This is a genomic window from Ruegeria sp. AB8 (assembly GCF_056542605.1).
Genome location: NZ_JBQGAB010000008.1, coordinates 92,024 through 113,701, shown reverse-complemented (window position 1 = coordinate 113,701; position 21,678 = coordinate 92,024). Strand labels below are relative to the sequence as shown.

Here is a 21,678-nt window from a genome sequence, read left to right as displayed (position 1 = left end):
TCGTAAACCCTGCTAGAATTTTCGGGAAGCCAAAAGAAAACGCCCGCAGGACACCGTGACAGACACCTTTCAAGCCGTTGCCGATTTCACACTGGGGCGCCAACCGCAGGACATTCCGGACTCCACTCTCAATGCGGCGGCTCTGATGCTGCTCGACACTTTGGGCATCGCCATCGGCGCTGGCCCCATGAAGGCCGGGCAAATCGCAAGAGACTGCGCGGCAGCCTTATACGGTGCCGGTGAACAGGGGCTAAGTGCACGCATGTTGTTCGATGGCCGCAGGGTCAGCGTGGCCGGAGCCGCTTACGCAGCCGCGACCCAAACAGACAATCTGGACGGTCATGACGGGTATAACCCGACAAAGGGCCATATCGGGGTCGTCGTGGTTCCCGCCCTGGCGGCACTGGCGGAAACGGTGCCCGATTTCTCGGGGCCTGAAGCGCTGACCGCCGTGACGATTGGGTATGAAGTTGCCGGACGAACCGGGATTTCTCTGCATGATACGGTCAGCGACTATCATACGTCGGGCGCCTGGAATGCATTGGGCGTGGTGGCGGTTGCAGCCCGTCTTCGCGGTCTGAGCGCTGAACAGATGCGGCAGGCAATGGGCATCGCCGAGTATCACGGTCCGCGCAGCCAGATGATGCGCGAGATCGCTAACCCGACCATGTTGCACGACGGCTCAGGCTGGGGGGCTTTGGTGGGTATTTCCTCGGCGGTACTGGCAGAAAAGGGCTTTACCGGCGCGCCTGCCATCACCATTGAGGCGAAAGAGGTCGCCCCGCATTGGCAGGACCTGGGTCAGTTCTGGCAGATGGAACATCAGTATGTGAAACCCTATCCGATTTGCCGCTGGGCTCACGCTGCCATTGACGCAACCCGCGCATTGATGCGCGAAAACAACCTGAGCCATCAGGATATCGCGGCCATCCACGTGAACACCTTCAAGGAAAGCGCCTGCCTGTTCCGGGGCATGCCGGATGATACGTCCAAGGCGCAATACTCGCTGCCTTTTGCGGTCGCCACAATGGCGGCACATGGCCGGATCGGTGTCGAGCACATCACCGGCGCAGGTCTGTCCGACCCGCTGGTGGCCAGCATTGTCGAGCGCATCACGGTTGCGGAAACCGCACGCCACTCTGACCGCTTCCCGCAAAGCCGCACTGCCGATGTCAGCATAACTCCGACCGACGGACAGGTGCTGAACTCGGGTGACGTACACGCGCGCGGCGGCCCCGAAGCACCGATGGATCAGGACGAGGTTGTCGGAAAGTTCATGGAATTCGCCAGCCCGTCGCTGTGTACAGAACGGGCCGTCGCCATTCGGGACGCGGTTCTCGGGCTCAACCAAGCCGGATCAAAGTTCTCGGACCTTGGCGCACTGATCTACGACGCTGCGAACCGCACCTGAATAGGGGCGAAGATCAAAGCCACTCGAACAACTGGCCTGGTAACGCATCGTGACGCGGAAGATTCAGGGCCCGCATAAGGCAAAACATCATTGCCTGATTGGGCGTCACCACTGGTTTGCCCAGCTTTTCTTCGATCCGGTCAATTGCTTCCACGGATCGCATGTCCGTGCAGCTGAGAACAATTGCCTGCGCGTCGGGATGATCGGCCTGACAGGCCAGATCAAAAACCTCATCCGGGGTCAGTTCACCCTGACCATAATTCCCCAGTTCGCGGCCTATGTCAGCGCAACGAACGGTTTCGATGCCGTTTTGAGACATGAAATCAATCGCCTGTGCATTGATTTCCCCCAGGTAGGGCGAGGAAAACCCGACTTTGGCAGCTCCCAGCGCTGTAATCGCCGCAATCAGTGACCCTGCGGCGGTCAGAGAAAGCGCGCCCGAACCGGATTTTATCTGCCGCGCAAGATCCGCGTCAAATGACGGGCCATGAGTCAGCGTGGCAGAAGTGCAACCGTATAATACCACGTCCGGCCGAACGCCTGCGATCATTCGCAGGTCGTGACTGATATCGGATGCGCCAAGATTTGCCATCTGGTCCGATCCCGGAATCTCGTCCACGTCGTACCCACCCATGCGCTGGAAATGGACGGTGGTGTCCGGCGGGCGCATCAATTCCATATCCGGTTCCAGATTGGTATTGGTGAAGGGCACAAGGACGCCTATTTTGGCTCGTCTACGCGTTTCGCAAATCATGATATCACCTTTTTTAGCACCGCCAGGCATCGACCCATGACCGGTGCCTCGCATATGGTGGCGCGCAGGCAGTCGCTCAGCCCATAGCCGCCCATTCCGCGCATCAACAGATTTTCAGCACGCAGCGCCGCATCAGCACGCTGTGCTTCTTCGGCCGAGGCAAAACGCAGCAGGACGAAGTTGGTGTGGCTTTCGGGAACGCTCAGGCCCATGGCGCGGCATTGATCGGCGAAGCGGTCGCGAATGTCGGCGGTTCGGGCAATCACGTCCCTCATATGCGTCTGATCGCGCATCGCGGCGGTTGCGGCGGCTTGCGAGGCGATCGATATATTGTTGGGATTCAGAAGCTTTCGTATCTCAGTCGCAATCGCCGGCGGGAAATACCCCCAGCCCACCCGAGCACCCGCAAGACCATAAGCCTTGGAAAACGTCCGCATGACCACGGTATCACCCCTGTCAGTCAGGGCAAAATTCCCGGCGGGGTCATTGACCTCATCAGAGAACTCGGCATAGGCCTGATCCACGACCAGCAGAACATCTGCGGGCAACCCGTCCCGCAGGCGCAGGATCTCGGAGTTCGGAATCAAGGTGCCCGTCGGGTTGCCTGGGTTGCAGACAAAAACGATCCGCGTCTTGCGCGACATCGCAGCAAGGATGTCGTCAACGGATACTGTCAGGTCAATTTCGCGGGCTTGGACATAATCAGCCTGCACCTGCGCCGCAGCGGACGAGACGAACGCATATCCATAGTCCGTACCGAGAACCCGATCGCCAGGTCCGGCATAAGCCCGGATCAGGCAACCAATCAGTTCCATCGAGCCGGCGCCGCATAACACCCGCGCCGGATCCAGCCGATGCACATCGGCAATAGCGGCGCGCAGTTCCGGCCACTCCGGATCGGGGTAGAGTGGCAAATCACTCATTGCAGCCTGTCCCGCCGCGATGGCAGCGGGGCTTGCAGGAAAGGCACTTTCGTTCTGGGCCAGCGAGATGGTGTCCGCGCCGCCGAGATCGGCCAACGCATACGCCGCCATCGCGCCTACATGGGAAACCGGGCGGATCATGACACAACACCGTAGGATTTGGCGCCGTCCTTGCTGATCAGGCCGCGTTTCAGATCCAGCGCAAGTGCCTGTGCGTCGCGTTCGGAGGGATCTCCGAAACCACCTCCGCCGGGGGTTTCGAAAATCAGATAGTCGCCGCCTTCGACCCGCAACTCGCCCTTGCCGGGAATGTCGCCTTCTCCGTCGCGGAAACGGATGCGCCCGGGTGCGCCTGGCCGTCCGCCCATACGCCCCAGGGCGGGGAACTTCAGCCGTTCGACCGAGAGGAATACGATGAAGGGTGCACCGTTGGCCGAGGTCATCTCGATCCGTTGACCCAATCCGCCGCGATACGTGCCTGCGCCGCCGGAATCGGGGCGCAGTTCGCGCCGCCAGATGGTGACGGGCGCCACGCTTTCAGTGATCTCGACCTGTGATCCGAATACGCCCGAAGGGTAAGCAGTGGCCGACAGGCCATCCGCGTGTGGCCGAGCGCCGGTGCCGCCATTATGTACCGGTTCAACCGCAAACTCGCGCCCACCGTCACGGGCCACTTCGGGGGCATGGCGCATTGGCAGGTCGAACATGCACGAGGCACCTTCGGCCGGCACCGCTTTTGGAAGCGCCTGATGCAGACACCCCAGCACCAGATCCGGCGTCACCTGTCCCAGCGTATGCCGCATGGCGACCGGCACCGGGCGCTGTGCATTCAGGATACAGCCCTTTGGTCCGTCCACGGTGAACGGTTCCAGCGACCCGGCATTGTTGGGGATGTCAGAGCCGACGATGCAACGCAGTGCGAACACTGTATAGGCGGTGGCATAGTTGAGCGGCACGTTGATACCCTTGCGCGAACAACCCGAGGTGCCGGTGAAATCAACATGCATGCCCGATTTGCTTACGGTCAGTGTCGCGTGCAGTTCCAGTTCGTTCTCGTAGCCGTCCATCTTCAGCGCGTTCCTGTAGACGCCTTCCGGTACTTCGGCGATTGCTTCGAGCGTACCACGGCGCGAGGTGTCGATGATGTAGCTTCCCAGCCTGTCCAGATCGTCGATGCCGAACTCGTCCATCATGTCGACCAACCGGGTCACACCCGCCTCGCAGCAGGCGATCAGCGCGTAGATGTCACCCTCATTTGCAATTGGCTCGCGGCTGTTGGCGCGGACGATGTCGAGCAGCAGCGCGTTCGGCACGCCTTCTTCGACCAGTTTGCAGGGCGGGATCAGCAGACCTTCGTCATAGATGTCCGAACCCTCTGGCCCCATGCCGAGGCCACCCAGATCGACCAGATGCGAGGTGCACGAAGTAAAGCCCACGACCTCGCCATTCTTGAACGCAGGCATCATCAGCAGAAAATCGTTCAGATGCCCCGAGGCGAGCCAGGGATCATTGGTCATGTAGATGTCGCCGGGCTTCATGTTCTGCACCGGGAAACGCTCGCGCAGATGCATCACCGCTTCGGCCATGGTGTTGATATGGCCCGGTGTGCCGGTGACCGCCTGTGCCAGCATCCGGCCGGAGATATCGAAAATCCCGGCAGAGATGTCGCCACATTCCCGCACAATGGGCGAAAACGCCGCGCGGATCAGGGTCTGGCCCTGTTCCTCGACCACTGCCAGCAGTCGGTTCCACATCACTTGCAGGCGGGCGGGAGAATGATCGGCAGTCATCATGCGCCTCCTTTCTGGTCCTGGAGCAGGACGAGGTTTCCAATGGCGTCCACATGCGCCGAGAAATCAGCCGAGACCAATGTTGTGGTCTGCGGTTCGGTGATCAGTGCCGGGCCATGTATCCGGTCGCCGGGTCTCAGGCTGTCGCGGGGGACAAAGCTTGCCTGCTTTTTCTGCCCGTCAACATCACAGGTGATGGGGCGCGTCTCGGAAGGTGTGATCGTGGTCAGATCAGGTGTTGTCGGAATATCCGTCACCTCGGCATCCGGCGTGGCAACGCGCACGGCCCAATTCAGAATCTCGATCTGCATCCCCGGCACAGGGCGGGAGAACTGCTTGCGGTATTCCGTTTCGAACGCCGTTATCAGCGGGCTGATATCATCCGCCGTTAAGGCACGGTCGGGCAGGGGAATCTCGATCTCGTGACCCTGACCGTTGTAGCGCATAAAGGCAGTGCGTTGCGTCTCGGTAAGCGCATCGCCTGCACCTTGTGCAACAACGCCACAGGCCTCGGCAATCATGTCAGCGAACAGGGTGTTGATCCCGTCAAAATCCAGCGTCTCCAGCAGCGAGTAGCGCGAGCGCACGATCTCAAAACTGACTGGTGCGAACAGGAAACCCACCGCCGAGCCGACGCCCGGATTGGGCGGGATCACGATCCGGCTGACCCCGGCCGAACGCGCCACACGGCTGGCGTGCAGCGGCCCGTTACCACCAAAGGCGATCATGGTGCGCGGACCCAGATCCTTGCCCGATTCCACGGCATGCATCCGGCCAGCGCTGGCCATGCTTTCATCGACGATCCGGCTGACCCCATCGGCCGATCCCGTCGCATCGGTGTCCAGGCGTGATCCGATCACACGGGTAAGCGCCTCTTTTGAGGCTTCGGCATCAAGCTTGATGTGCCCTTCGGCAAAAGTGTCCGGCACGATGTAACCCAGCGTGATGTCACTGTCGGTCACGGTTGGTTCTGTGCCGCCTCGGCCAAAGGCCACCGGGCCGGGTTCCGATCCGGCCGATTTCGGGCCGACGGTCAGGCGGCCCAGACGATCGACATCCGCGATGGAACCACCACCCGCGCCAATCTCGATCATTTCTATCACCGGAATGCGCACGGGCATGCCCGATCCCTTGATGAACCTAGCTGCGCGCGCGATTTCGAACTGGCGTGAGGTTTGGGGCCGGGCGCTATCAATCAGGCACAGCTTGGCGGTTGTGCCGCCCACATCAAAGGACAGAACATCGCAAATCCCAGCCCGCGCCGCGATGCGCGCGGCAAGGATGGCACCGCCCGCTGGTCCGCTTTCCACCAGTCGGATCGGAAACCGGGCGGCGGTTCGTACCGTGCACATGCCACCCCCTGCAGTCATCATCAGGATCGGGCAGGTCACGCCCTCGGCCTCAAACCGGGCGACGAACCGTTCGAGATAGCTTTCCATCAGCGGCTGGATATAGGCATTGGCAACCGTGGTGCAGAGACGGTCGAATTCACGCGCCTCGGGGCTGACATCGGACGAGATCGAAACCGTCAAACCGGGACGTTTCTCGGCTAGCGCATCGCGCAGGCGCCGCTCATGGTCGGGATTGGCATAAGCATGCATCAGGCAGATCGCGACCGCCTCGGCACCGCTGGCGTCTAGATCGGCCAACAATGCATCAATCGCGTCATCCTCCAGAGGGATCAGCACACTGCCATCCGCCGCCATCCGTTCACGAACGGTCAGCGCCCGTTCGCGCGGCACCAGCAGATCGGGCTTTTCCAGATTGATGTCATATTGCGAGTACCGCCGCTCGTACGCGATCTCAAGGATGTCCCGGAACCCTTCGGTCGTCACCGTCGCCACAACAGCGCCGCGCCGCTCAATCAGTGCATTGGTTGCAAGGGTGGTGCCGTGAATGAACCCTGTTACTTCATTCAGGTCGTGCCCGGACTGTGCCATTACTCGCACCGCGCCCTCCATCGCGCCATCTGCCGGGTTCTGGTGCGTGGTCAGCGTTTTTGTCGAAGCCAGTATCGTCTCTTCACCGGATACCAGAACCGTATCGGTAAATGTGCCGCCAATATCAATGGCCAGACGCAGTCTTTGAAATGTCATGAAGTTTTCCGGATATGATCGTCACAGCGCAGATGAGCCCGGGCAGATGCCCGCGCTTCAGGCTGACGCGACCAGATCGCAACCGGTCGCGCGACGGTCCAGAGGGTTCAAGATGTGACTCGCTCTCATGCGATTGATCTTGCCGTCGCGCCAATGCTTCGACAAGCCGATTTGCGACAAAAGTTCTCGTTAGCGACATGCACTTGCTCGCTCGGCCGATAGTCGTGCGACAGAATTTTGTTTTGAAGCGGACCCCGTGGCCCCAGCAAAGGACTACTGAAAACCAAATAGCCAGCAACCTACACGCCACTTGGACCGGGATTCGTGCCCATTATTTTATGGCTCAGCCTGCAGAATATCATGAACCCATTGCGCAATGCCCAACAACCGCGCGTCGGCACCGCATGGTGCGATCAACTGAAATCCCAACGGCAGGCCGCTTGGATCAACCCCGAACGGTACGGCGCAGGACGGGACCTGCAACAGGTTCCACATTCGGGAAAACAGTGGATCGCCGGTGGCTTCCAACCCCTTAGGTGCAGGTCCCGGAGCCGATGGCACCAGCAAGGCGTCAATATCCCGGAACAACTGGTTCAGAACGACAGACGCGCTGTCGCGGATTGTCAGCGCCTGCCCGTAGTCCGCTTCGCTTGTCCGAAGACCATTCTCGATCAGCGAATGGAATTGCGGGCTGATCGCGGACTCGCCCGCGCTGTATTCGACAGCGCGCAACCGGGCGGCCTCATAACTCATGACGGTGTTTTGGGCGTCGGAAAGTCCGGAAAACACCTGCGGGCAGGCGACCTCTGCTGTGTCGGCTCCGGCCGCCGCAATTGCAGCCAGCGCACGAGTACATGTATCGCGCATTTCGACCGTGCCATCCATCCAGTGTGGGCCACGCATCAGCCCGATACGCGGCAGATTGTCTTGGAAGTCTGGCGGCGGCGGCACATCGGTTCCCAGCAAGACAGAATCCGCCAACAAAAGATCACGGGGTTTCGGGCCAGCTCGCCCAGGGTATCTAGGCTTTGCGACAAACCCATGACTCCGTCCAGCGGATAGCCACCCATAGTTGGCCGAAACCCATATACCCCGCAATAGGCCGCTGGCCTGATCAGGGAAGCCGCCGTTTGCGAACCAAAGGCCAGCGGCACCATGAAGTCCGCCACCGCTGCGGCTGAGCCTGACGAAGATCCGCCGGGTGTATGCAAGGTGTTGTGGGGGTTTGCCGTCTTGCTCGGGCGGAAATAGGCGAACTCGGTTGTCACCGTCTTGCCGACTGCAATCGCGCCCGCATTTATGAATGCCTGAACGCAGGCCGCATTACGCGTTGGCTGCCGCCCCGCATACAAGTCACTGCCCCATCCTGTTGGCATGTCTTCGGTATCAATGATGTCTTTAATCGCGAAAGGCACCCCAAACAGCGGCCCGTTGACAGGCAGAGCGTCGGCTCGGATCGCCCGTTCCATGGCATGCTCAGCATCGAGGTATTCGAAGGCGCCAATTTCAGGCTCTCTGCGTGCCATGCGATGCAAATGGGCGGCCATTACTTCGGACGGTTTGGCTTGGCCCGCCCGGATCAGCGCGGCAAGCTCAAACGCCCCAAGCTCATTCAGTTCTGTCATGAAGGCAGCGCCCGCAAGGCAGCCGCAAAAGGATCGACCGGCATGTCATAAATCCCACCGCCTAAGCGCCCAGCCTGTCCCAGCCGATCCAGAATGCCAAGGCTGACCACCGGACCTGCCCCTTGCGCAACCGCCCCTCTGGCGGTCGAGCCCAGACGGATATCCAAGGCATTGAAGTATGGGTGCGCGCCTACTGACAAGCCGGATGTACGTGTCCTGGCATCGTCCGGCAAAAAGGCACCCAAACCCTTTAACTGCTCTGGGCTGTGTTCGATGGCCATGGCGCCCAGCCCGAACGCGTCGACCACAGCGCTGTCACCGATGGCGCCAAGGGCACGCTCGGCCGGTAGATCGACATCGAATTTACCTGATGGCGGAGCGGCCGGAATGGTGAACCAACGCCTGGGCAGGCCAGATACCTGAATGCCGACGTCGCGCCCGTTTCCGCCGGCCGCGGTGACGAAACTGGACCCTTCGACCCCCTCGGCCAGTTTCATCATGATCTTGGTTGCGGCCATCCAAAGGTTCAGAAACAAGGACGGTGAGGTCGCCATGAATTCCAGCGCATCCTCGTCATCAATGCCCCTCGGGCTGCGTTCTTTCAGTTCCTCGACAAGCGCAGCCGTGCTGACGGGGGTTCGCCCGTGACAATCATCACCACCCACCAGACCAATGACCGCCAGAGGCACAAGTGCAAGGCCCTCGGCGATGCCGTTTTGCAGGATGTCCAGAAATCGCGTGTTCAGCCAGCGGATATGATCCAGCACTGCCTGGGATCGCAGACCCAGCCGCATGGACGGGCGCGCGCCACCGTTGATCGGGGTGAATACCCGCGTCTGTCCCCGCCACGCATCGTAAATCGTGTGAAGGGGCATATTTGCGGAGACAACGGCAGCCAGTGGTGTGACCACGTCATGGTCTTGCGCTGGTTGCAACAGGATTTCCTGTGCCATGATCATCGCTTCGGCCTGATCGAAATCCCGGGCCAACCCTTCCCAGACTGCCGCGACACAGGCGGAATTCAGGATCGGTACAGTGATTTGTTCCGGCGCAGAGAACGCCGGACCAGCATGCAACAACACGTTTTCGGCCAACCCGACTGCTTCGGAGGCCGTGTTAAAACGGTTCCAGACCGGTTGCGTCACCATCGCCCGGTCAAACGCCAGCTGGTCGGCGGGGTGCAGAGTCATGAGACCTCCGGCGGGATGATCCAGGTTTCCGAAAAATAGAGGAACGCGGTCGTGGTCTCGAACCCGGCCTGAACCCGTGTCCCCAATTTTCCCGGCAATGCACGCCCATTTACGATGATCTGCGCGAATTTCGCCGGGATCAGAAGCGAGAACATGTTCTGTTCACCCGATGCCACCTCATGCGGGGACAACTCCAATGCGCGGGGTGGTTCAAGCTTCTCCCAGACCAGTTCAACCGTCAGGGTTCCGCCAACGATGGTTTCAGAGTAACGATGGCTCATCGGGTCACCCGAGCTGCGAACCACCTGCGCGCCAATTTCCGGAAGGGTTTCAAAAGCTGGCGCGTTGGCAAAGGCTGCAAGTTTGCTGATGAAGTTCTTTTTCAGAAAAGCAGTCAGATCGGGATTGTCGCTGAGGATGACATTCGGCGCATCCGAAGTGCCTTCGACCTGAGAGGGGGTGCCGTACAGCAGCAGAACCTGCCCCTGTCCCACAGGCGACCAGGCAACACGGAAAAACAAGGCCATCGCGCTAATTTTCCCGTCGTCATCTTTCAACAGGATTCCGGGATTTTCCCCGGTCCAGTCAACCACGCCCGGTGTGATCGGTTCATTCAGTGGCATCAGGCATCCTCCTGCGGCGTGACCCAGGTTTCTGAAAAGGCCAGAAAGGCGGTGCTCATCCTGCGGCCAAAGAACTGACGTTCCGCCACTTGGCCGGGCAGGGTTGTGCCGTTGATCTTGATCTCCGCCTTGCCCGCCTCAAGGAAAACGGAATACATCTCGTGTTCCTTGGTCGCCGAGTTCTCTTTGGTCACCTCGACCGGCAGCGGCGGGCCCATATCCCGCCAGATCATCTCGAGTGTCACGCCAGACCCGCGCAGGGTCTCCGAATACCTGGTTTTGAGGTCTCCGGGACGTTTTTCAACGCTGTCACAGTCCAGCCATGTCATCGCGGACAGCCCGGCCTTGCCTACGAATGTCGGCATTTTCGTCACCCAGCCATCGACGATCCAACGCATCATACGCTGATTATCAGTCATGATCAGATTTGGCACCCTGGGCCAGCCGAGTGCGTCATCCGGCGCACCTAGCACGATGGCCGCATGACCCCGTCCGAACGGCGATACAACCACGCGGAAGAAAAGCGCCAGAGTGTCATACCTCTCCTGACCCGGATCCCGCTTCAGGTAGATGCCCGGGTTTTCCCCCGACCACTCCACCCGCCCCGGATTGTGCGGTATGCGCGTCATGTCCAATCCCCTTTTCCTGTCGCCTCGCCCTTCACCGTCAGGCCCAGCCAGATTCGTAAGCCTTCAGTTCCTTCACGATAAAGTCGCGTCTCTGTTTGCCGGTCAGGTGATCGCCCGATTTCAGGATTTCGGCGACCTTGAAGCTGACTTCTTTCTGCAGGGCACCGTCGTCGCGGCCTTCCTGCTGCGGGATCTTCAGTACCGTGTCACCGGCGTAGGTTGGGATCACCCTGCCGGTGAAATGGTCGGTCGGCTGTGCGGGGCGCTCGCCTTTTTGCAGCGCCCGGATCGCATTGCGTACCATCCGCCGCGCCTTGGCGACCCCACGGTCGGTAAACGACAGGTTTTCGCGGGCATGGATATTGATCGGGCCCTGACTGACCCAGGCGTCGTAGTCGCCTGGATCTCGTTGGCGCGTTTCATATGGGCGGTCAGGGCCCTGTCCGTAGAAATCCGTTTTGCCGAACCCGACCTCGTCACGATTGGTCAACCCTCGCGGGTCATCATTGAACTCGGGGTCGCGAAAGTGCCGCCAGGCGATGACCATCGTATTGGTGTCGTCGATCGGGGTGATCCAGCGCGTCAGTCCCCCGCGACCAAAATAGCGCGAGCGGTCCGGCACCGGAAAATGCCCGCCATTCTGCGTGAAACTGGGCAGCATGTGGTCGTGCACGCGCACCCAGATATAGTCCCCGTCCCGGCGCACGTTGGTATAGAAATCGCCGGTGGCGCAGTCGTGAAACTCAATCATCGGCATATGCGCGAACGCTTCGGTGAACTGCACGCGGGCGGCCAGCGTGTGCAGGTACACGACATGGAACGGATCCCAAGCATTCTCCATCACCTGGAGCCAGTTGCACGGAGATTTGATCAGATAGGGAACAAGCTCGTCTCCTTCATCATCGAACGTGTCCATGACTGGGAATGGCGGCATTTCGTTCTTTGGACCCAGATAAGCAAAGGCAAGTCCCTTGTATTCGATCACCGGATAAGCCCCCAGACAGGCCTTTTTCCTGACCTGGCTGGCAGGGGGTTCGCAGGGCGTTTCCAGAACCGTGCCATCCAGACCGTATTTCCAGCCATGATAGGAACATCGGATGCCACCCTCTTCGACGATACCGAATTCCAGGCTCATGTTGCGGTGGCAGCAGTGCAGATGAGTCAGGCCCAGCTTGCCTTCCTTCTTTTCCCGGAACAGGACAAGATCCTCGCCCAGTATGCGCAGTCGATAGGGCAGATCGCCAATCTGATCCGTCATCGCGACCGGCATCCAGAACCGCCGCAGATACTCGCCGCAAGGTGTGCCGGGGCCGACTTCGGTCAGTTCCGGATCATGCTCAAGTGACCATACCTGTTGCTGGTCATGACCCCGGAAATCACCCTCGGGAATTGCGAACAAGATGTCGTTGGCTGGATTGCTCATGTCATTGCTCCATACTTTCCGGGTCACAAAGGGTTGTTTCCGTCGGGTCCGGGAAGGGGTCGGGAACCGGGGAAGATCCGGTCCAGATCGATTTGCTTTGCAGGAAGTCCTTGACGGCATCCGGCCCCAATTCCCGGCCATATCCCGACAGTTTGAACCCGCCGATGGGACTTGCCGGATCGACGCTTCGAAAATGGTTGATGTAAACCGTGCCTGCATGAATGGCGCCGGCAACGCGCGCGCCCTTGTCCGGATCAGAGGTCCAGACTCCGCCCGCCAGGCCGTAGTCGGTGTCGTTGGCCAATTCGATGGCCTCGTCTTCAGTTGCGAAGGTGGTGATCGCAAGGACCGGACCAAAAACCTCCTCACGCCAGAGCTGCATGTCCGGTGTCACTTCGGCGAAAATCGTTGGTCCGATATAAAAACCGGGATACCCGGCCCCTGTCTCGGTACCATCAAGAAGGCAAATCGCGCCATCGGCCTTCGCCTGCCGGATCATGGCCGCAACCTTGGTCCAATGCGGTTCGTTCGCCAACGGTCCGATCTGCGTCTCTGTTTTCATCGGGTCACCAGGCCGAAGGATGCGGGCGCGTTCCAGAAGGCGATTGGTAAAGGCGGCGGCAACCGTTTCCTCCAGAATCAGACGGGACCCGGCGACACAGGTCTGACCATTCGAAAGAAAGATTCCCGACATGACGCCGTTGACCGCATTTTCCGGATCGGCATCGGCAAACACGACTTGCGGGGACTTGCCACCCAGTTCCAGAGTAGTAGGAACAACTCCGGCTGCTGCTGCCTCGGCCACTTTACGCCCGCCGATATCAGAGCCGGTAAAGGTCACTTTGCGGGTCAGCGGGTGGCGCACAAGCGTCTCACCAGCCTCATGCCCGTGACCTGTCACGACGTTCAATACACCAGAAGGCAAGCCGCATTCACACGCCAGTCGCGCAAATTCCAGCGTCGAGGCCGACGCCATCTCGGATGGTTTCACCACCACCGTATTCCCTGCGGCTAGTGCCGGGGCCAGTTTCCACGCCAGGATCATCAGCGGTGAATTCCACGGTGTGATCGCGGCGACCACCCCGTAAGGCATCCAATGGCCGGTGCTTTCCACACCAGACACCCCGTTCGATTGCGGCGCGGGCGAAAGCTGTCGTGCCTGATCTGCAAAGTACCTGTACCAGCCGTGCAAGCCGGAAAACTGTCCGCGGACTTCGGCGATGCGTTTGCCGTTGTCACGGATTTCGGGCTCGACAAGCTCTTCCCAGCGACTCTGCAGCCCATCCGCAAGACCATCTAGGATATCTGCGCGCTGCGAAGATGTTGCATTGGCCCAGGGCCCGGTTCGAAACGCCGTGTCCGCATCACGAACAGCCTGATCGACCTCGTCAGACCCGCAACACGCAAACCGACACCATTCCTGACCCGTCGCAGGGTCAACACTCGGCAATGTCTCACCATGCCAGTTCAGGAATGAACCCGAGATGAAAGGGCCGTATGTTTTCAAGCCGCTATCGCCCATTTACCAGCTCCCGAGCCGCCATTTCAGGTTTCCGCAGACTTGAGATTGTGCACCTGTTGCCAAGACGGATCAGGCTCGCTGCACACATTCTCGGGATTTGATGGCCGGTGGTTGAAATGCATGAACTCATTGCAGGCGGATCCTATTTAACTTTCATTCATAATATTTTCGAAATCGAAAAGCAAAAACTTACTTACTGTGTGATGAAACAATCTGAAAAATGAACAACAAGAGCATGCGAAACACGGTACTCACCAGCAGGAAAAGACCCGTTCCGCAGCCAATTGAGGCGCCGTGCGGCCCGAGATTTAAGCTGGCCGCAATCGAGGAGTGGTCGTTTTCAGGCTTGGCATTTGGCCGTTCGCAGCGAATGAATTAACTGCCGGCCGCCAAGTTCTCGAACCTGAACACCAACAGGTTGGACACCGTCTGCGATCAGGGTCGTGGCCGACACCAGATGCTGTCGCGCGTCGCCTGATCGCACCAAACGTTCGCGGCCATACCTGGCGACTTTTGGGGGGTTTACCCAGACGTGTTCTTACGAGCTCAGGCCATATGGCGCTGGCCGGGGGTCGGGGGCATTTCGGGGGGGCCCGCAAAACACTGCGCCATGCCCATCCATTCCGTGGCAACCGGGCCGGTCACTTGTAGGGCGGTGTCGGCGATATTTCGGGTTTGGGTGACGACCTGACAAAACTCTGTGGCGCGGCCCTCGATCCGCTCGGCCTCATTGGGTTCCCCCCATTCCCAGACTTCACCGGAAGGGGCGGTCAGGTTTAGATAGGGCATCGTACTGGGCACATCCAAGCTGCGGTTCTTGTAGGTCCAGCCAAAGGTGTTCACACCCAGAACGACGATATTCTTGATATAGTCGTGATCCTGCCGCACGACACCGAACAGATCGTAAAGCGCCTGCGCGTGCGACCAGGTTTCCATCAGCCGGGCAGAAATGGACGATCGCACGGACATATCCGGCCCGACCCACGGCACCCGAGCTTTGGGATCGGCCTGCGCAAAGCGGTCGCACATTCCAGTGGTATAGAACATCCACTCATCCAGCAACGCGTGCCCCGATAAGCCCTCGAGGTATTTCGTCTCGAATCCGACTAGATCGCCGCTGCTAAAGTGGGCCATGGCGTCAGTGTTGAAAGGCGCGAAAGCCTCGGGTTTGCTCAGCGACAGGTCTGCACCGATGTTCCAGACATGCAGATGGCCCAGAATCCGGTTGGCGGTCCAGCCCTTGAACAGGGTCGTGCGGGCCAGATCTTCCTCGCTCCGGTCCTTCAGAAGATCGTAGAGCGACTGGCTTTCGGCCTGAACGGCCTGCGGTTGATCAAACATCTTCGCCCTCCTCGGCGGGTTCAATGATCAGGATCACCTCATCGGCGGCGATCTGTCCTCCGGCACTGGCCTGTACTTCGGTCACGGTTCCGTCGATTTCCGCTTCGATAGCGTGCTGCATTTTCATCGTTTCCAGAACCGCCAGACGATCGCCCTTGGCGACGGTGTCGCCCACGACCACATTGATTTCCAGCAGAGCACCATGCATCGGTGCCGCCACACGGCCTCCGCCGCGTGCCTCCTCGGCCAAAGCCGGAAATTCGAGCTCGTTGCGCAGGGCGAACGTACGGCCCTGATGGTCCAGATGAATACGGCCGCGTTCGGTGACAAGCACACCGACCGGGACAATGCGTCCATTCACCCGCAAACGGGCTTCGGTGCCTTCTTGACGGTCGATGGCGATGGTGGCGCGGGTTTTACCACAGGTCACGTCATAGCGGCCTTCCGTGGCAGTCACCGTCACGTCGCGGGTCATGCCTTCGCTGACATAACGATAGTCGGTTTCCAGACGCCCGGTTGAACTGAAGTTGGCCAGTTCCGGGTTGATACCCAGCGCGGCCGCCATACCCCGTTGGCGCGAGTCCTCGTATTGCAGAACGGCCGCAATCATTGCTTCGGTTTCGGACAATACCGGTGGCGTCAATTCTTCTGCGCCGAACTCTTCGGCGATGAAGGCAGTGGTAGCCTGGCCCTTGGCGAAGGCATCCTTGCCAAGAATTGCTGACAGGAAGCCCTTGTTGGTCTTGATGCCGAATAGTCGTGTTTTGTCCAGTGCCGCGCTCAGCCTCGCGGTGGCGGTTTCACGGTCCGGGCCCCAGGCGATGACCTTGGCGATCATCGGGTCATAATAGGGCGAGACGACGCTGCCGGTCTCGATACCGCTGTCGATCCTGATGCCTTCGCCGCGATGGGGTTGCCAAAGGTCCACATGACCCGTCATCGGCAGGAAGTCCTGCGCCGGGTCTTCGGCGTAAAGACGCGCCTCGATCGCATGGCCATTCAACTGCACATCATCCTGCACCAACGGCAGGGGTTCGCCTTGTGCGATGCTGATTTGCAGCACCACAAGATCGATACCAGTGATCATCTCGGTCACCGGGTGTTCCACCTGAAGGCGGGTATTCATTTCAAGGAAGTAGAACTTGCCCGAGGCGTCCAACAGGAACTCCACCGTGCCCGCGCCCAGATAGCTGATCGACAGCGCCGCATCGACGGCGGCCTTGCCCATCGCAGCACGCAGTCCGGGGGTCATGATCGGGCAGGGGGCCTCTTCAATGATCTTCTGGTGTCGGCGCTGGACGGAACAGTCACGTTCGCCAAGATGGATGGCGTTACCATGGGCGTCGGCAAAAACCTGAACCTCGACATGACGAGGGCGGATGAGGGCCATTTCCAGAATCAACTCGTCCGAGCCAAAGGCGTTCAGCGACTCGGACCGGGCCGAGATCAGCGCAGCGGGCAGTTCCTCGGCCATCTGGACCAGACGCATCCCGCGCCCGCCGCCACCTGCGGCAGCCTTGACCATGATTGGAAAACCGAGCTCGGCTGCGGCAGCGATCAATTGGTCATCCGACTGACCCTTGCCCTCACGGCCAGGAACACAAGGCACACCCGCCTCAATCATCCGACGCTTGGCGGCAGCCTTGTTGCCCATCAGGTCAACCGCTTCGGCCGTGGGGCCGATAAAGACAATACCCGCGTCGACACAAGCCTTTGCGAAATCAGCGTTTTCTGACAAGAAGCCATAACCCGGATGCACCGCGCCCGCACCAGCCTTCCTGGCAGCCTCAAGGATTTTGTCCGCACGCAGATAGCTTTCGCCTACAGGTGCCGGACCCACACAGACCGCATCATCGGCAAATTTCACGTGCGGCTCGGTGGCATCGGCCTCGGAATAGACGGCGATGGTGCGATAGCCCAGCGAACGCGCGGTTTTCATCACCCGCAGCGCAATTTCACCACGATTGGCCACAAGGATCGAGTTGAAGCGCGGCATGGATCAGACCTTTGCGGTTTCGGAGGTGTCTTCGGCCTGGTCGGACCACAGCGTCCGGCTGTTGCACTGATTGTCCAGTTCGAAGGTTTGATGGGTCTTGAAATCAGCCAAGTTGCGCCCTCTCAAATCCTTGCGATGCCAAAGGTGTTGGGTTTCAGGTCTCGGTTGCGTGCTTCCCAAGTGGTCTCGATCAAAAAGCCCAGAATTTTACGAGTGTCGCGCGGGTCGATGATACCGTTGTCCAACATCCGGCCCGAGGTGTAGAAGACGCTTTCCTGCGGTTCGAACACGTCCTGAATGGCCTGTTTCTGCCTGGCCATCTTCGCTTCCATCTCGGGCGTGATCTCAACCCCCTTGCGGGCGGCTCCGGCGCGGGCAACAACGTCCATGGTCATGGCGGCCTGCTCGCCACCCATTACTCCGGTGCGCGCATTGGGCCATGAGAACAGGAAATCCGCATCAAAAGCATGACCGCACATGCCGTAATTCCCGGCACCAAAGCTGGCACCGACATAGAGTGAAAACTTTGGAACGCGGACATTCGACACGGCCTGAATCATCTTGGAGCCAAGCTTGATCATACCCGCCTGCTCGTACTCGGTACCCACCATGTAGCCGGTGATGTTGTTGAGGAAGATGATCGGCATCTCTGCGCTGTCGCAGAGCTGGAAGAACTGCGTTGCCTTGGCCGCACCCTGAGGGTCCAACGGGCCATTGTTGCCAATGATACCGACCGAATGACCAAAAATTCGGGCCTGGACGCAGACGGTTGCAGGGCCAAAACGGGGTTTGAATTCCAGCAGGTCCGAGCCGTCGGTGATCCGGGCCATGATCTCGCGGCAGTCAAAGGCGGTTCTGTAATCCACAGGGACGACACCCGCGAGTTCGTCCGGCGAATAGACCGGCGGTTCGACCTGTTTGCGGGGTAGGGGGCGGGCGTTCTTGTTCCAGTCCAGACGCTCGATCAGATCGCGACATATCAGGATGCCATCCGCATCGTCCTCGGCCAGGTATTCCACAAGGCCCGAAACCGAAGCGTGCATCTCCGATCCGCCCAGTTCGCGCTCATCGGCCACCTCACCGGTTGCGGCCTGCGTCAGCGCGGCTCCGGCCAGCGCGGCCATACCGTTGTGTTTCACACCGATCACATAATCCGACATGCCCGGCTGATAGGCGCCACCAGCAGTGGAAGGCCCGTGCAGAACCACAAAGGTCGGAATGCCGGCTGCGGACAGTTTGGCCAGACCGTAAAACAGCCCGCCGCCATTGGCCCAAAGTTCTACGGTGTACTGCATCAGATTGGCCCCGGCGCTTTCCACCAGATGCACAAAGGGCAGCTTTTGTTTCAGCGCGATCTTGAGAATGGCCAGTCCCTTGTTCACTGACATATTGGTCGACGCGCCCGCATTGATCCCGCTGTCATCGGCATAGACCAGACAGCGCGTGCCGCTGATATAGCCGATCCCGGTTATCATCGACGCGCCGGGAATGGAGGTTTCCGGGTCTGGGTCGTCGACCAGAAAATTCGCCATATTGAACAGCTCGACAAACGGCATACCCGGGTCCAGCAGGCGCTTGACCCGCTCGCGCGGGGTCAACTGGCCACGCTGGTCGAAACGGGCCTTGCGGCTGTCCGAACGCGCAACGGCGCGCGCTTCGTACTCGCGCAGTTCGGTGATCAGTGCCAGCATATCCCGACGGTTCTGCCCAAACGCTTCGGATGAGGTCGATATTCTGGTCTGGAAAACGGGCATCAGAGCACCTCCGCAACAGAGGGGGGAACAGGAATGGGGTGATCCAGCAGAATCTGCCCATAGGCCTTGCCCAGAGGATCGTCCTGCAGTGCGGCCGTGCCACCGCCACCCAGTGCATCATGCAGTACAAAATTCAGCGCGTGCATGCCCGGCATATAGAACCGCTCTACCCCGCCTTTCAGTCGATGGGCAAAGCGGGTCGCCACCACATCCGAGGTTACCGCGGCAGCAATATAAGGCAAGTTTTCGGGCTTGCGGGCGATCACGCCGATATTGGCCTTGTCGCCCTTGTCGCCCGAGCGTCCGAAGGCCAACTTGATCAGGGGCACTTCGACTGTGCAGGCTTCTAGAACAGCGGGGATGCCAGGCAGGGGTTCGGAATCCGTAAATGGTTGCCCCCCCGCTATATCCACTGATTGTGCGCCGCTCTCTGTGACGACATAGACCGGCACATCCGATTTCGGGATCAGGCACGAAAAGAGGCGCACGATCGGCATCGGCTTTGGCTTGCCACCGCCAAAGGCGGACAGACCGGCTGGTGTTGCAAGGCCCGCGCCAATTACCTCGGCCAAGAAAAGGGCGACGCCGGTTTTGTCCATGTGTTTTACAGTGATCCGGCCCGCAATCTCGCGCACGCCCAATTCTCGGGCATAATCGCCGTATTTGGCTTCGGATCCGATCGGCTCAACGCATATCTCTTCGAAATCCGGCAAGTTTCTGGCGGCCAGTTTTCCGCGAGCACGGGTCAGAGCCGCCTGCGCATAAGCGCGGAACTTGGCCTCGGCGTCAAAGCCGGTAAACACCAGCATGATTGAGCCCTTATATCCATCCAGGAAAGTGACACTGGCCTTATAAGACTCGGTTGGCGCGCGGCCCCGGGCACCAGCAACCCGGACCAGGTCGGGGCCGATCTGCGTCACGACAACCTGCGAGAAATCGCAGACAACATCAGGCAGGATATAGGCCTGCGGGTCGCCGATCTCATAAATGATCTGTTCAGCGACGGTCCCGACGGACACCAAACCGCCGGTGCCTTTGGGCTTTTCGACGGTAAAGCTTCCGTCGGCCGTGAGCGTTGCGACTGGATAACCGATGTTGGCCATATCGCCCACATCCCGCCAATCGGTGAAATTACCACCTGTGGCTTGCGGCCCGCATTCGATTACATGTCCTGCAAGGCTGCCACCCGCAAGTTGGTCCAGATCATCCGCTCCCCAGCCAAATTCATGGATACAGGCCCCCAGCGTGACGGCACTATCCACACAGCGACCGGTTACAACTATCTCTGCACCACCCGCCAGCGCCTGCGCGATGGGGAAGGCGCCCAGATAGGCGTTCGCGCTTTGCAGGTTTTCTGGTTTCGGCAGCGGAGTGTTCACAAACATTTCGCGCACGCCAACGAATTCCCCGGCCTGGAAGCGGGGTAGAATATCGTCCCCCAAAACCACGGCGACCTTCAGATCCAACCCCAAATCGGCAATGAGTGACCGTACGGCTTCACCGCAGGCTTCGGGGTTCACGCCACCCGCATTTGCAATGACCTTGATCTTCTGCCGCGTGATCTCGGGCAGGTTCTGACGCAGGACCGAATTCACGAAGTCCACCGCATAACCCTTGTCTGCATCTGCTGCGCACGCGCGCGCCAGTACGGACATCGTGATTTCAGCTAGATAGTCGAACACCATATAGTCCAGCCGCCCGCTTTCCAAAAACTGCGGCAAAGCCATATCAGATTCACCCCAAAATCCGCTGGCACCTCCTATTCGGATTTGTCTCTGCATGAACTCCCCTTTGAAACCACTGGACCTGCGTCAGTTTTGATGTCATCAAACAAACAGAACGTTCTGTTTGTCAACTGCTTCGTGTCGCATAAAACCTTTCGAAATCGCAAAGGGGCAGACCGAAGCTGAATAAGGTGGAATATGGCCAACAGCAAACCGACCAAACGCGAGACCAGGGCGCAAAAGTCGCGGCAGACGATCCTTGAGGCGACGATGCGGTGTCTCGTGAAATACGGCTACTCCGAAACCAGCACGTCGCGTGTTTGCGAAGAGGCGGGGCTTTCGCGCGGGGCTTTGACCCACCACTTTACCTCGAAGACCGCATTGATGGTGGCCACCAGCGACTGGATCATGCAGGCCTCGATCCGCTGGCTGACTGGCCGCGAAAACCGACCTGAGCAGACGATCGAGAGGGATCTGGAACGGCTTTGGCGGCAGGTCATGAACACCGACGCGATGCGCGCCCTGCACGAGATTCTGGTGGCGATCCGCACGGATAAGGAGCTTGCGGGCCAGATCCACGACTCGCTGCTGGACTGGAACGACACCATCAATGAAAACGCATTGCTTCATCTCAAGACGACGGATGGCGACAATGCGAAATTTATTCGCCTGTGGACCATCGCCCGAATTTTCTATCGCGGCTTGCTGACACATGACTCATTTGTCCGGAGCGAAGCTGAGACCGCGGAAATCGTGCAGGAGTTCATTTACCTGCTGACCCCGCATCTGCAACGGCGAAGCGAGGTGCGGCTGGTGAGTTCCGAAAGCTAGGCAGTCATGCCCCAGATCGGGCACTGTAACCATTTTGAGAGGATTT

Annotated in this window: 17 protein-coding genes; 2 read left to right on the top strand and 15 right to left on the bottom strand. The window is 59.6% G+C overall.

Annotation, left to right across the window (positions count from 1 at the left end; genetic code table 11):
* The first annotated feature begins 55 nt into the window (after window positions 1-55).
* Window positions 56-1,411, top strand: coding sequence for an MmgE/PrpD family protein (locus ACR0CG_RS10290; protein WP_480524595.1), 1,356 nt, complete (start codon window positions 56-58; stop codon window positions 1,409-1,411).
* A 13-nt stretch (window positions 1,412-1,424) separates the two neighbouring features.
* On the opposite strand, the gene ACR0CG_RS10285 is transcribed toward ACR0CG_RS10290, so the two are convergent.
* The 15 genes from ACR0CG_RS10285 to ACR0CG_RS10215 form a co-directional block, all read right to left on the bottom strand.
* Window positions 1,425-2,123 (bottom strand): maleate cis-trans isomerase family protein, encoded by a 699-nt coding sequence (locus ACR0CG_RS10285; RefSeq protein WP_480524594.1) that lies wholly within the window; start codon window positions 2,121-2,123, stop codon window positions 1,425-1,427.
* A 38-nt stretch (window positions 2,124-2,161) separates the two neighbouring features.
* Complete coding sequence (locus ACR0CG_RS10280; RefSeq protein WP_480524592.1) at window positions 2,162-3,229, bottom strand: pyridoxal phosphate-dependent aminotransferase; 1,068 nt, start codon at window positions 3,227-3,229, stop codon at window positions 2,162-2,164.
* On the bottom strand, window positions 3,226-4,881 hold the full coding sequence (locus tag ACR0CG_RS10275; protein WP_480524591.1) for a hydantoinase B/oxoprolinase family protein: 1,656 nt from the start codon (window positions 4,879-4,881) through the stop codon (window positions 3,226-3,228). Before ACR0CG_RS10275 ends, ACR0CG_RS10280 begins: the two co-directional genes overlap by 4 nt.
* Window positions 4,878-6,974: a hydantoinase/oxoprolinase family protein gene (locus ACR0CG_RS10270; RefSeq protein WP_480524590.1), complete on the bottom strand. Its 2,097-nt coding sequence runs from the start codon at window positions 6,972-6,974 to the stop codon at window positions 4,878-4,880. Before ACR0CG_RS10270 ends, ACR0CG_RS10275 begins: the two co-directional genes overlap by 4 nt.
* 336 nt (window positions 6,975-7,310) lie before the next feature.
* Window positions 7,311-7,940, bottom strand: coding sequence for an amidase family protein (locus tag ACR0CG_RS10265; protein ID WP_480524588.1), 630 nt, complete (start codon window positions 7,938-7,940; stop codon window positions 7,311-7,313).
* Entirely contained in the window at window positions 7,877-8,599 is a 723-nt protein-coding gene (locus tag ACR0CG_RS10260) for an amidase (RefSeq protein WP_480524586.1), read from the bottom strand. Before ACR0CG_RS10260 ends, ACR0CG_RS10265 begins: the two co-directional genes overlap by 64 nt.
* Complete coding sequence (locus tag ACR0CG_RS10255; protein ID WP_480524584.1) at window positions 8,596-9,789, bottom strand: YlbE family protein; 1,194 nt, start codon at window positions 9,787-9,789, stop codon at window positions 8,596-8,598. Before ACR0CG_RS10255 ends, ACR0CG_RS10260 begins: the two co-directional genes overlap by 4 nt.
* Complete coding sequence (locus tag ACR0CG_RS10250) at window positions 9,786-10,412, bottom strand: hypothetical protein (protein WP_480524583.1); 627 nt, start codon at window positions 10,410-10,412, stop codon at window positions 9,786-9,788. The genes ACR0CG_RS10255 and ACR0CG_RS10250 overlap by 4 nt, the downstream gene beginning before the upstream one ends.
* Window positions 10,412-11,041, bottom strand: a complete 630-nt coding sequence (locus ACR0CG_RS10245; RefSeq protein ID WP_480524581.1) for a hypothetical protein — start codon at window positions 11,039-11,041, stop codon at window positions 10,412-10,414. The genes ACR0CG_RS10250 and ACR0CG_RS10245 overlap by 1 nt, the downstream gene beginning before the upstream one ends.
* Window positions 11,042-11,078: 37 nt before the next feature.
* Window positions 11,079-12,464 (bottom strand): Rieske 2Fe-2S domain-containing protein, encoded by a 1,386-nt coding sequence (locus ACR0CG_RS10240; protein WP_480524580.1) that lies wholly within the window; start codon window positions 12,462-12,464, stop codon window positions 11,079-11,081.
* Window position 12,465: 1 nt separating this feature from the next.
* Window positions 12,466-13,986, bottom strand: a complete 1,521-nt coding sequence (locus tag ACR0CG_RS10235) for an aldehyde dehydrogenase family protein (RefSeq protein WP_480524579.1) — start codon at window positions 13,984-13,986, stop codon at window positions 12,466-12,468.
* A 546-nt stretch (window positions 13,987-14,532) separates the two neighbouring features.
* The gene (locus tag ACR0CG_RS10230) at window positions 14,533-15,327 is read right to left on the bottom strand and encodes a TIGR03084 family metal-binding protein (RefSeq protein ID WP_480524577.1); all 795 of its coding nucleotides are present in this window, start codon (window positions 15,325-15,327) and stop codon (window positions 14,533-14,535) included.
* The gene (locus ACR0CG_RS10225) at window positions 15,320-17,323 is read right to left on the bottom strand and encodes an acetyl/propionyl/methylcrotonyl-CoA carboxylase subunit alpha (protein ID WP_480524575.1); all 2,004 of its coding nucleotides are present in this window, start codon (window positions 17,321-17,323) and stop codon (window positions 15,320-15,322) included. The genes ACR0CG_RS10230 and ACR0CG_RS10225 overlap by 8 nt, the downstream gene beginning before the upstream one ends.
* Before the next feature lie 122 nt (window positions 17,324-17,445).
* Window positions 17,446-19,077: an acyl-CoA carboxylase subunit beta gene (locus ACR0CG_RS10220; RefSeq protein WP_480524573.1), complete on the bottom strand. Its 1,632-nt coding sequence runs from the start codon at window positions 19,075-19,077 to the stop codon at window positions 17,446-17,448.
* A complete protein-coding gene (locus tag ACR0CG_RS10215) occupies window positions 19,077-20,858 on the bottom strand; it encodes an acyclic terpene utilization AtuA family protein (protein ID WP_480524572.1) in 1,782 nt (593 codons plus the stop codon). The genes ACR0CG_RS10220 and ACR0CG_RS10215 overlap by 1 nt, the downstream gene beginning before the upstream one ends.
* A 141-nt stretch (window positions 20,859-20,999) precedes the next feature.
* Between ACR0CG_RS10215 and ACR0CG_RS10210 the strand changes: the two genes are divergently transcribed.
* Window positions 21,000-21,632 (top strand): TetR/AcrR family transcriptional regulator, encoded by a 633-nt coding sequence (locus ACR0CG_RS10210; protein WP_480524570.1) that lies wholly within the window; start codon window positions 21,000-21,002, stop codon window positions 21,630-21,632.
* Window positions 21,633-21,678 lie beyond the last annotated feature (46 nt).

Coding starts and splice junctions, on each gene's coding strand:
- ACR0CG_RS10280 (WP_480524592.1), bottom strand. CDS start 3,229: ATGATCCGCCCGGTTTCCCATGTAGGCGCGATGGCGGCGTATGCGTTG.
- ACR0CG_RS10275 (WP_480524591.1), bottom strand. CDS start 4,881: ATGATGACTGCCGATCATTCTCCCGCCCGCCTGCAAGTGATGTGGAAC.
- ACR0CG_RS10270 (WP_480524590.1), bottom strand. CDS start 6,974: ATGACATTTCAAAGACTGCGTCTGGCCATTGATATTGGCGGCACATTT.
- ACR0CG_RS10260 (WP_480524586.1), bottom strand. CDS start 8,599: ATGACAGAACTGAATGAGCTTGGGGCGTTTGAGCTTGCCGCGCTGATC.
- ACR0CG_RS10255 (WP_480524584.1), bottom strand. CDS start 9,789: ATGACTCTGCACCCCGCCGACCAGCTGGCGTTTGACCGGGCGATGGTG.
- ACR0CG_RS10250 (WP_480524583.1), bottom strand. CDS start 10,412: ATGCCACTGAATGAACCGATCACACCGGGCGTGGTTGACTGGACCGGG.
- ACR0CG_RS10245 (WP_480524581.1), bottom strand. CDS start 11,041: ATGACGCGCATACCGCACAATCCGGGGCGGGTGGAGTGGTCGGGGGAA.
- ACR0CG_RS10240 (WP_480524580.1), bottom strand. CDS start 12,464: ATGAGCAATCCAGCCAACGACATCTTGTTCGCAATTCCCGAGGGTGAT.
- ACR0CG_RS10235 (WP_480524579.1), bottom strand. CDS start 13,986: ATGGGCGATAGCGGCTTGAAAACATACGGCCCTTTCATCTCGGGTTCA.
- ACR0CG_RS10230 (WP_480524577.1), bottom strand. CDS start 15,327: ATGTTTGATCAACCGCAGGCCGTTCAGGCCGAAAGCCAGTCGCTCTAC.
- ACR0CG_RS10225 (WP_480524575.1), bottom strand. CDS start 17,323: ATGCCGCGCTTCAACTCGATCCTTGTGGCCAATCGTGGTGAAATTGCG.
- ACR0CG_RS10220 (WP_480524573.1), bottom strand. CDS start 19,077: ATGCCCGTTTTCCAGACCAGAATATCGACCTCATCCGAAGCGTTTGGG.
- ACR0CG_RS10215 (WP_480524572.1), bottom strand. CDS start 20,858: ATGCAGAGACAAATCCGAATAGGAGGTGCCAGCGGATTTTGGGGTGAA.
- ACR0CG_RS10210 (WP_480524570.1), top strand. CDS start 21,000: ATGGCCAACAGCAAACCGACCAAACGCGAGACCAGGGCGCAAAAGTCG.